The organism is Streptomyces tricolor, assembly GCF_002155905.1.
GTDB classification, from domain to species: Bacteria; Actinomycetota; Actinomycetes; order Streptomycetales; family Streptomycetaceae; genus Streptomyces; species Streptomyces tricolor.
The window spans coordinates 1-9,631 of the sequence record NZ_MUMF01000696.1 but is presented as its reverse complement, the minus strand read 5'-3'; the positions used below and the strand labels follow the sequence as shown (position 1 = coordinate 9,631).

The following is a 9,631-nucleotide window of genomic DNA, read 5'->3' as shown; positions in this document are numbered from 1 at the left end:
CGAGCCGTTGCTGCCGGACCGGGCACCGAAGCGGGGAGGGCGGTGGCGGGATCACCGGCGGGTGATCGACGCGATCGCGTTCACGTACCGCACCGGCACACCGTGGATGGACCTGCCCGGGCGCTTCGGCCCATGGAAGTCAAAGTCCGCGTAGAGCAACCGCGCCGTCTCCGGCCGCGACTCGTAGATCACGTGATCCGACTGCATACTCGACCGGTACGAACCCCAGTAGTGTGCTTCTGCCTCGTGTACCAGCGGATCCGTCCGCCACGGTTTAGCCGCGTGCAGCATCTCCAACGGCACCGACTCCCAGGCGAGGTCCTCGGACGCCTCATCCTCGACAAGTCACACACCTCTGCATCCACCATCGGCCCCCAGCGCCTGGGCAACTGACCTTGATCGCAGGACGGTCACACGGGCGCTGGAATACGAACAGCCGCACTCACTTTCGAACACTCGAAAGGGTGATCACTTCCCCTTGGTCAGGTTGCGGTCCAGAAGGGGGAGCAGGCGATCCCAGTGGCGCTTCAGCCCGGAGGCGCTGAAAGCGTCGGTGTCGGCCATGGTGAAGCCGTGGATGGTGCCGGGGTAGATCTCGGAGGTGTAGCCGACACCCGCGGCATCCAGGGCCCGATTGAGCTCGCCGAGTGCCTCGGGTGTCATGTCGCCTTCGGCGTGGCCGAGGTGGACCCGGGCTGTGAGCTTGGAGAAGAGGCCGGGCCCGTCGACGCCCACGGGGCCGTGGAATGCGGCGACTGCGGCCACCTGGTTGGGGTGGGCCGCGGCGGTGCGCATCGCGTAGAGGCCGCCTATGCAGTAGCCGGTCACTGCGACCGGTCCGGCGCAGACCTCGGGCTGGGTGGTGAGGAACTTGAGGTAGGCGTCGGCGTCGCCCAGGACACGTTCGGCGGTATGCGCCTCGATCAAGGGCATCAGCTGGGCGAAGACCGCGGCCCGGACCTCTTCTCCGATGTACTCGGGAAGCTCGGCCACCGGTCCCGGGCCGTGCCGGTAGAAGGAGTTGGGGACGAGCACGTAGTAGCCGTGCCCGGCCAGTTCGTGCGCCATCTCCCGCAGCACGGGCCGGATGCCGAAGCCGTCCGCATACATCAGCACCCCTGGGTGCCGCTCGCCGTGGTCGGGGAAGGCGGCGAAGGCGTCGGCCTGACCGTCCGCGGTGGGAATCTGCAGAGTCTTGATGGGCATAGATCCTCCTGTCGTGGTTGATGTGTCGAATCTGTGATCAACACGACGGAGGCGGATCTCGTGCAGCAGCGTCAGGTCCTCGCTCGAACAGCGGGCCTGCACCGGCCCCTACGGCGCTCAGAAGAGCACCGGGTCACCAATCCGTGTGTGGCGCAAGGCCGTCCCGGTAATCATGATCGCGCAGCGTAGTCCACCGGACCAGGCCGACGCCAGCACGCACGTCACAGTGCGGTGGGCGACGATGATCACGGCCAACACCGCGAGCTTGGCCAGGCCGGGCATGGGCCCGGGGCGGAGGACACCGGGGACCGGCTTGCCGGACTCCGCGCACGGGAGAAAGTCCAGCCGGCTCTGGCTGGGCGCGGGATAGACGACGCAGCCGGGGAGCACGGCCGGCGGGAACAGGCCGGTGAACTCCGCCATCTTCAGCATCTTGCGGTGCATGTTGCCCCGGCCTTGGAGATGACGGCGGCGCGGATGTCCGGGCGCCAGGCCGGACGCTCCAGAGCCGGCCACCGCTCCCCCGCTTGTGACATTTGCCCTGCGGGCGCTCACGCAGTTTCCCCACGCCGCCCCTCACCGTGGCCTTGATGGCCGCGAGGACGGCGGTCAGCGCCGGGTCGACATCCTCAAGACGCTGCACGGTCACCAGCGGCGTGATCAGCTCGTCGCTCTGCGGTCCCTGTTCACCTGGGCCGAGCGGCAAGGGCTGATCTTCCGCAGTCCCACCAGCCGGATCACAATCGGTCACAACGAGTACGCCGTGCTGCAACCGCTCCTGCCTGAGCAGGTCAAACGCTCCGTTGCTGCTGCGACGGCCCCGGCGGCCCGGCTCGTTCCCGCCCTCGCGGCGGGCCACGCCGCCCGGGGTGGCCCAGATCGCCGCTCTCATGCTCGACGACGTTGACCTCGGCAACCGCCGGCTGACCATCGCCGGACGCGCCCGGCCTCTCGACGACCTCACCCTGGAGCTCATGATTGGAGTGGCTGGACCACCGGCGCCGTCGGTGGCCCAGCACCGCGGACCTCCACCTGCTGATCAACAGCCAGACCGCCAGCACGACCAGCCGGGCCGGCAACCCCTGGGTCAGTGCTCCGATGCGGGGACAGGACGCCGCCCTGGAACGGCTCCGTGTTGACCGGCAGCTCGAAGAGGCCCTGACCCACTGCACCTCGCCGAAGTCTCCGGGCTCGATGAGAAGACCGCGATGCGCTACGCGGACTCCGCACAAGCCCTGCTGGAACAGGCCGCTGAACAGCACCTTCGATGAAATCTGCTCGACCTGGACGCACCGTGAGGGAAATCATGGACGAGTGACGTCGACCGAAGCAGCAGCAATCGCTCTCCAGGACCATGCCGCTCTCTGGAGCATGGGAGAAACCCGCGCGAGCGACGTGGTGAATGCCGCCTGTGATGCGCTCGTCGCCGGACTCGACACTCCTGGCCTTCGCATCCTCGCCGCCTGCACGCGTGCCGAGGCGGACTACGACGTCCACGACCTGCTTCCCGCAGCACTCGACGAACTCGGCCTCGCCTTCTATCCGGTCGGCAGCGAGGCCGGTCAGGAAGCCGCCGCCCGAGCCCTCGCACGCCGCATGCTCGCCGGAGAGCTCACGCCTCGGGAGTTCACCTTCCGGATTCACCAGCGCCACGGACATGAGCTGCCCCTGACCGAGCGTCTCGCTGAACTCGACGACGAGTACGACATCCTCGACCACAGCGACAGAACCGTGGATCAGGTCGATGCCGAGGTCACCGCCGAAGCCCGCCGCCTCGCGGCCCACCTCACGGCTCCCGCCGAACCCACGGATTCGCCCAGCTGATGCACACGGACCGGCCCGCGAGTTCCCGCTGAACAGACTTCGGTTTCCCCGGACCCATGGGCCTCCTCGGCCCGGGGGAACACCGGTACAGCCGTCGGCGCTGACATTGATCATGGTCCTGGGCGGAGGATCCATCGCCGGCTCCGGCCGGATGTTCCTCGCCCCCTGCCGGGCCCGTCCCGGTCCCCGTCCTCGCTGTGGGGCCAGCGGCCGAACGGTCCGAAGCGGCCGGGGCCTTCGGCTCCGAGTACGCCGGGGCCCGTCCTATGGTGCGGAGCCGGGATCACGCGTCCTCCCCTTCGCGTCGGGCCTGCGCCAAGAGCGCTGCCACGACGTCGTTCGTCTCGTCCTCGGTCTGTTCAACGAGCGTGTCCAGCACGCACATCAACCAACGGTCGGATGATCTGAAGGAAACGCCCTAGTCGTCGCCGAGCGTGAGGTTCGGCACCCGCCAGGCCGCGATCAGGAAGGCCACCAGCGACACCGCGGCCCCGGCGAGGAAGACCACGCGCATCGAGGCGACGTACCCCTGGAGGAACGGCAGCGCCGCGCCCCGGTCGAGCGTCTGCAGGAAGGCCGAGTCCTGAAGGCGGACACCCCCGCCGGGGCGCAGTACGCCCGTCAGGGCGTGGGCGTTGCCGGGCTCGGCCAGCAGCCGCCGGTAGGCCGCATCCTGGCGGGCCTCGGCCAGCCGGTCGGCGATCCGGCCGGCCGCCGTGGAGAACAGGACGGACAAGAACGCGGCGGTGCCGACCGTACCGCCGTTGGAACGGAAGAAGTTGACCGACGCCGTCGCCGCCCCCATGTCCTCCCGGGGCACCTCGCACTGGGCGAGCGTGGTCAGCGTCTGCATCGCCGCGCCCAGACCTGCGCCCATCAGGGCCATGCCGAGCGCCGCCTGCCACAGCGGGCTGTCCACGCCCAGCGTGGCGAAGACGAGCATCGCCGCGGCCAGCGAGCCGCACCCGGCGACGAGATGGACCTTGAACCGGCCGGTCCGGGCGATCAGCCGGCCCACCACCAGCGTCACCGCCAGGTTCGCCAGGACCGTGGGCAGCGTGGCCGCACCCGCCGCGATGGGGCTCATGCCGCGTACGAGCTGGAGGTAGAGCGGCAGCGTCGTCATCGCGCCGAACATGCCGATCCCGACGACGAAGTGCAGGGCGACACCCAGCCGGAAGGACCGGATACGGAACAGCCGCGGCGGCAGCAGCGCGGCGTCACCCGTGCGCCGCTCCACCACGACGAACACGCCCAGCCCCGCCGCACCCACCGCGTACAGGGCAAGGACCCCGGGCGAGGCCCACCCCCAGCTGCGGCCCTGCTCGGCGACGACCAGCAGCGGCACGAGCCCCACCGCCAGGGCGAGCGCGCCCGGGTGGTCGAGCCGGTGGTGCACGCGCCGCTGGGGCAGCCGCAGCACCCGCAGGACCGCCACGGTCGCCGCGGCGGCGAGCGGCACGTTGATCAGGAAGATCCACCGCCAGCCGTCGATGCCGAGCAGACCGGCCCGGTCGGCGAACGCGCCGCCCACCAGCGGGCCGACGATGCTGGCGCCGCCGAACACGGCCATGAACCAGCCCTGGTAGCGACCCCGTTCGCGCGGGGTGGTGATGTCGGCGACGATCGTCATCGCCAGCGACATCAGCCCGCCGCCGCCCAGTCCCTGCACGGCACGGAACGCCGCGAGGGTGTAGATCGAGGTGGCGGACGCGCACAGCAGCGAGCCGGCCGTGAACAGGGCGATCGCGGCGAGGTAGACGGGCCGGCGGCCGTGGATGTCGGAGAGCTTGCCGTACAGCGGTGTGGCGAGGGTGGCGGTGACGAGGTAGGCGGTGGTCACCCAGGCCTGGGCCGTCAGCCCGTGCAGGTCGTCGGCGATGGTCCGCAGCGCGGAGGAGACCACCGTCTGGTCCAGCGCCCCCAGGAACATCCCGAGCACCAGTCCGGACATGACGGTGGTGATCTGCCGGTGCCCGAGCCGCGCGGACGCGTCCCCGGAGGCGTCCTGGTGCTGTGTGCCGGAGAAAGTCACAAGTCGTCCTGGGGGTCGGGGGCATGAAAGTGGACTGCATACCGAGGGCGGACAGGCCGCAGCGCCGCGGGCCCGGCGAGCCGGAGACCGTCTCCATAGCCGGCGCCGGCGGCCCCGCCCCGACGGGCGGCGCCCTCGCCTCGACGGCAGCGGCCCCATGCCTGCTGGGCGGGGCCCCGTGCCCGCTGGGCGGGGCCCCGTGCCGACGGCGGCGGCCCGCCCCGGCCCTGGCGGCAGCCCGCGCCCGGGTACTGGCGGCGGCCCGCGCGCCCGGGTACCGGCGGCGGCCCGCCCGCGGATCCTGGCGGCAGCCGCCCCCGCGCGCCGGCACGCCCCGGACCACCGGACCACCGGACCACCGGACCACCGGGCTATCCGGTTATCGGGCTATCGGGCTATCGGGCGATCCGCTCCAGGTCACCGACCGCCTGCCCGATCTCCGGCAGCGTCAGCATCGCCAGCCGCGCCGACCGGGCCCGCGCCCGGGGCCCGGGGTCGGCGAGCAGCGCGCGGCACACCTCCGCGATGCCCGACGCGCTGCGGTCGGTGATGTGCCGGCCCAGGCCCAGCTCCTCCACGCGCTCGGCGTTGGCGTGCTGGTCCCCGAAGTGCGGCAGCACCGCCAGCGGCGTGCCGGTGCGCATCGCCTCCCGGATGCTGTTGAACCCGCCGTGGGTGACGAACAGATCGCCCCCTTCCAGCAGCAGCGGCTGCGGCACCCGCGCGGTGACGTGGACGTGCCCGGGCAGCTCACCGGTCTCCAGCGGGACCCCGGACGTCGAGACGACCACCGTGCACTCCTCCAGCCCGGCCGCCGCCCCCACGATCGCGCGCAGGCTCTCGGCGGTGTCCGGCAAGGTGATCGGCGCCCCCTCCGGCGGACCCGCCAGATGCTCGCGCAGCACCGGCAGAGCCGTACCGATCGCGGCGTACACCAGCGGCCGGTCGGTGGGCAGTTCGGCCGCCCACCCGGGCAGCGCCCCGCCGCGCTCGACGTCCACCGTCTGCCGGTAGGACCACGCCTTCGGCAGGTGCCGGGCGAAGGAGAAAGCGGGCGGCACGTAGTCGACGCGGCCGTGCGGTACGACCGACAGCGCATCGTCCTGCCCGGGCAGCCCCAGCTCCCGGCGCCGCTCGTTGAGCGGCTCCAGCGTCTCGGCGGGGTCCAGGATGTTGCCGAACCCGGAGGGCGTCGGAAGCTGCGGCACGCCCAGCAGCTCGGCGGTGAGCACCGCGCCCATGTCCATGCCGTCCCGCAGGATCAGCTCGGGGCGGAAGTCCCGGGCCAGGGGGAGCAGGATGTCCAGGTGCGGCTTGACGGCCGGCCCGGCCACGCCCCGCATCAGCAGCCGGGTCAGTTCCGGCGTCGGACTGGTCAGGTCGACCGGCCCGGGGAATTGGGCGAGGTACGGGCCGATGGCGGCCAACGGGTCGAACCGCGGCAGCGCGGCGTTCACCTCGACGTCGTCGTCGGCGAAGACCGGGGCGAGGGCGTCGGTGGTGACCACCAGCACCTGGTGCCCGGCCGCGGCCAGGGCGCGCAGCAGCGGCAGCTGGGCACGCCCATGGGAGGGACTGCCGAGCGTGGTGCACAGAACCCGCATGGGGTGAGCCTTTCTCTTGAGGACACGTGAGGACGTCCGGAAAACGGTGGGCAAGGCAGCAGGAGGGGCCGGCCCGGACGGGTACGAGCACGCCACCGCACGCCGCCCCGCGGGCCGCCGCAGGCCGCCCTGGAGCACCGGCCCGGACGGCGTGACTGCCGTACGACGCAAGGGAGTTGCGGTTACGGCGTCCCGCACCGCCGTACGACACGGGAAGCCGGCGGCAGGCGGACGCACGACCGCGGACGCCGCCCGTCCCTGCGGGCAGGACGCCGCCCGTCCCTGCGGGCAGGATGCCGCCCGCCTCTGCGGGCAGGACGCCGCCCGCCCTGCCTGTCAGGCCACCCGCGCCGCCGCGGGGCGCCCGATGCCCCGCCAGCTCAGCCCGGTCCGCGCGAGCACGTCCGGATCCAGCAGGTTGCGCCAGTCGTGGACCTCATGGCCGCTCATGCACGCCGCGACCGCCGCCCAGTCCACATCCCGCAGCTGCGGCCACTCGGTCAGGACCAGGCAGGCCGCGGCCCCCTCCGCGGCCCGCACCGGATCGTCGACGAGGTCGACCAGATCACTCAGATCGGGCCGCTCCTCGCGCAACGCCGGGTCGTAGGCGGTCAGTTCCGCACCCCGCTCGCGCAGCAGCCGCGCGACGGCGAGCGCGGGGGAGTCGCGCAGGTCGCTGGTGCCGGCCTTGAAGGTCAGCCCGTACAGGGCGAGCCGTACGCCGTGCAGCGAGCCCTCCGCGCCGCGCCCGCACGCGGCGGCGACCCGTTCGACGAGCCGGCGCTGGTGGGCGACGTTGGTCTCGATGGTGGCGCGCAGCAGCGGGAAGTCCACGCCGGAGCGGTCGCACACGGTCAGCAGGGCGTGGGTGTCCTTGGGCAGGCAGGAGCCGCCCCAGCCCGGCCCGGGCCGCAGGAACGCCGGGCCGATGCGCGGATCACGCCCGATGCCCTCGGTGACATCGGCGACGTCGGCGCCGAAGCGCTCGCACAGGACGGCGAGGTTGTTGGCGAAGGACAGCTTCATCGCGAGGAAGAAGTTCGCCGCGTACTTGGTCAGTTCGGCACTGGCGGGATCGGTGAGCACCAAAGGCGCGTCCAGCGCGGCGTACAGGCCGGCCACGCGCCGGGCGGCGTCCTGGTCGGCGGCGCCGATCACGATGCGGTCCGGGTGCAGGAAGTCCTCGACGGCGCGGCCCTCGCGCAGGAACTCCGGGTTGCTCACCACGCTCACGTCCGCCCGGCCCAGCAGCGCGGCGACGCGCTCGCAGGTCCCGACCGGCACGGTCGACTTGTTGACGACGACACAGCCGGGCCGCAGCACGTCACGGACCTGCCCGGCGACCGCCTCCACGGCGGCGAGATCGGCCGCGCCGCCCGCTCCCATGGGGGTGGGCAGGCACAGGAAGACCACCTCGGCCTCGGCGACGGCGGCCGCGGTGTCGCCGGTGAACTCCAGCCGGCCCGCCTCCAGGCCCTCGCGCACCCTCTCCGGCAGACCGGGTTCCAGGATGTCGACCCGGGCCCCGCGCAGCCGCTCGACCTTGTGCGGGTCGGCGTCGGCGCACACCACAGAGTGCCCCAGGAAGGCCAGGCAGGCACCGGTGGTCAGTCCGACGTAGCCGGTTCCGATCACGGCGACATGTCGTGCAGACACAGAAGATCACCATTTCCGGTCGGTGGGGCCCGCGCGTCGGCTCCGGCCGCGCGCCGTCGAGGACGCGCGCCGCCGCCGCGCCGCGCGGGCGACCTGGAACGGGCCGGCTCCGTCGTACGGCCCGGATGCAGCGAGATGGAGAAGTCGTCGGTCGTTGACCTGTCTTCAGGTATGGCATGCACCGCGAACACAAGTCAACGATTGGTGACATCGGTCGGTGACTTTGAGACAGCCCCTCCAGACTGGAACATGGGGCAGTCGACGCGATGACCGCGGACGGCAGACGCCGGACGCCGGATGGTGGACGGCAGTCGACGGACGGCAGTTGACGGATGACGGATGACGGATGACGGATGACGGAGGTGCGGTGACGGTGACGGGAGCACACGACGGCGAGACGCCGGAGACGGCGGCCTGCCGGCCTGCCCACAGGCGCTCGGCCTCACGCACACGCACCGCCCTCAGGGCCGCCGCGGCCTTCCGCTTCGGCAAGTACGGCTACGAAGGCACCAGCGTCCGCGACATCGCCGGCGACGTCGGCGTCGACGCCGCCCTCGTCTACCGCTACTTCGGCTCGAAGGAAGCACTGTTCAACGACGTCGTGGGCACCGACAAGATATTCGAACCGCTGCTGCACGAACCGGTCGAGGCGATCCCCGACTGGTTCTGCGCACTGCTGCTGGGACCGCCCAGCGACGGCGACTTCCCCCACCCCGTGCTGACGGTCCTGCGCTCCTCCGGCCGCGACGAGGCCGTCGCCCGGCTGCGGGCGGACTTCACGGAGGTCTTCACCAAACGCCTCGCCGCCCGCCTCACCGGACCCGACGCCGACCTGCGCGCCGAACTCCTGGCGGCCTGGATGCTCGGCACCAGCCTGATGCGCACCGAGATACGCCCCCCGGCCCTGGCCGCCGCACCGGACGCCACACTGGAACGCTACCTGCGCGCAGGCATCGAGATCCTGCTCGGCCCATCACCCCGGCACGACGAGCGGACCACCGGGACCGGCGACCCGCACCACACCCCCGACGACCGCTGACCCACCGCGGCCCGAGGGGGCCGGCCTTCGAGGAAGAGACGCACACCCCGTTCGGCGAGGAGCCACCGTGACCGACCAGCCCCCCACCCAGCCGGCCACCCCGGACAGCGCCGGCATCTGGATGCTGGTCCGCCAGCACCCCGCCGTCCTGCGCCGCTCCACCCAGGAACTCGCCACCGCGCTCGCCGCGGCCCACGGCCCCCGCTTCGCCCTGTGGCACACCGACGAACTCCTCTTCGGCGTCCGCGACGGCCGGCTGACCCTGCA

General features: G+C 72.1%; 7 protein-coding genes and 3 pseudogenes. 5 read left to right on the top strand and 5 right to left on the bottom strand.

What is annotated here, in order from left to right:
- A pseudogene (locus CCN44_RS37630) lies at positions 1-142 on the top strand (transposase); the annotation flags it as partial.
- Positions 143-468: 326 nt separating this feature from the next.
- On the opposite strand, the gene CCN44_RS37625 reads toward CCN44_RS37630, so the two are convergent.
- Complete coding sequence (locus tag CCN44_RS37625) at positions 469-1,206, bottom strand: dienelactone hydrolase family protein (protein ID WP_086703261.1); 738 nt, start codon at positions 1,204-1,206, stop codon at positions 469-471.
- A 261-nt stretch (positions 1,207-1,467) separates the two neighbouring features.
- A pseudogene (locus CCN44_RS37620) lies at positions 1,468-1,834 on the bottom strand (telomere-associated protein Tap); the annotation flags it as partial.
- Here CCN44_RS37620 and CCN44_RS46890 point away from each other — a divergent pair.
- A complete protein-coding gene (locus CCN44_RS46890) occupies positions 1,736-2,113 on the top strand; it encodes a hypothetical protein (RefSeq protein ID WP_237482514.1) in 378 nt (125 codons plus the stop codon). The pseudogene CCN44_RS37620 and the gene CCN44_RS46890 sit on opposite strands and share 99 nt — an antisense overlap.
- Positions 2,114-2,520: 407 nt before the next feature.
- Positions 2,521-3,030, top strand: a complete 510-nt coding sequence (locus tag CCN44_RS37610) for a hypothetical protein (protein ID WP_237482512.1) — start codon at positions 2,521-2,523, stop codon at positions 3,028-3,030.
- A gap of 418 nt (positions 3,031-3,448) precedes the next feature.
- Here the strand turns inward: CCN44_RS37610 and CCN44_RS37605 are convergent, their stop codons facing one another.
- From CCN44_RS37605 to CCN44_RS37595, 3 genes are all read right to left on the bottom strand, one after another.
- Positions 3,449-5,065, bottom strand: a complete 1,617-nt coding sequence (locus CCN44_RS37605; protein ID WP_208639923.1) for an MDR family MFS transporter — start codon at positions 5,063-5,065, stop codon at positions 3,449-3,451.
- 395 nt (positions 5,066-5,460) lie between these two features.
- The gene (locus tag CCN44_RS37600) at positions 5,461-6,669 is read right to left on the bottom strand and encodes a glycosyltransferase (RefSeq protein ID WP_086703256.1); all 1,209 of its coding nucleotides are present in this window, start codon (positions 6,667-6,669) and stop codon (positions 5,461-5,463) included.
- A gap of 336 nt (positions 6,670-7,005) precedes the next feature.
- Entirely contained in the window at positions 7,006-8,325 is a 1,320-nt protein-coding gene (locus CCN44_RS37595; protein ID WP_167404075.1) for a UDP-glucose dehydrogenase family protein, read from the bottom strand.
- A 373-nt stretch (positions 8,326-8,698) separates the two neighbouring features.
- On the opposite strand from CCN44_RS37595, the gene CCN44_RS37590 reads away from it, so the two are divergent.
- Together CCN44_RS37590 and CCN44_RS37585 are read left to right on the top strand one after the other, a co-directional pair.
- Positions 8,699-9,364, top strand: coding sequence for a TetR/AcrR family transcriptional regulator (locus tag CCN44_RS37590; protein WP_244204030.1), 666 nt, complete (start codon positions 8,699-8,701; stop codon positions 9,362-9,364).
- A gap of 67 nt (positions 9,365-9,431) precedes the next feature.
- Positions 9,432-9,631, top strand: a pseudogene (locus CCN44_RS37585) (RimK family alpha-L-glutamate ligase); the annotation flags it as partial.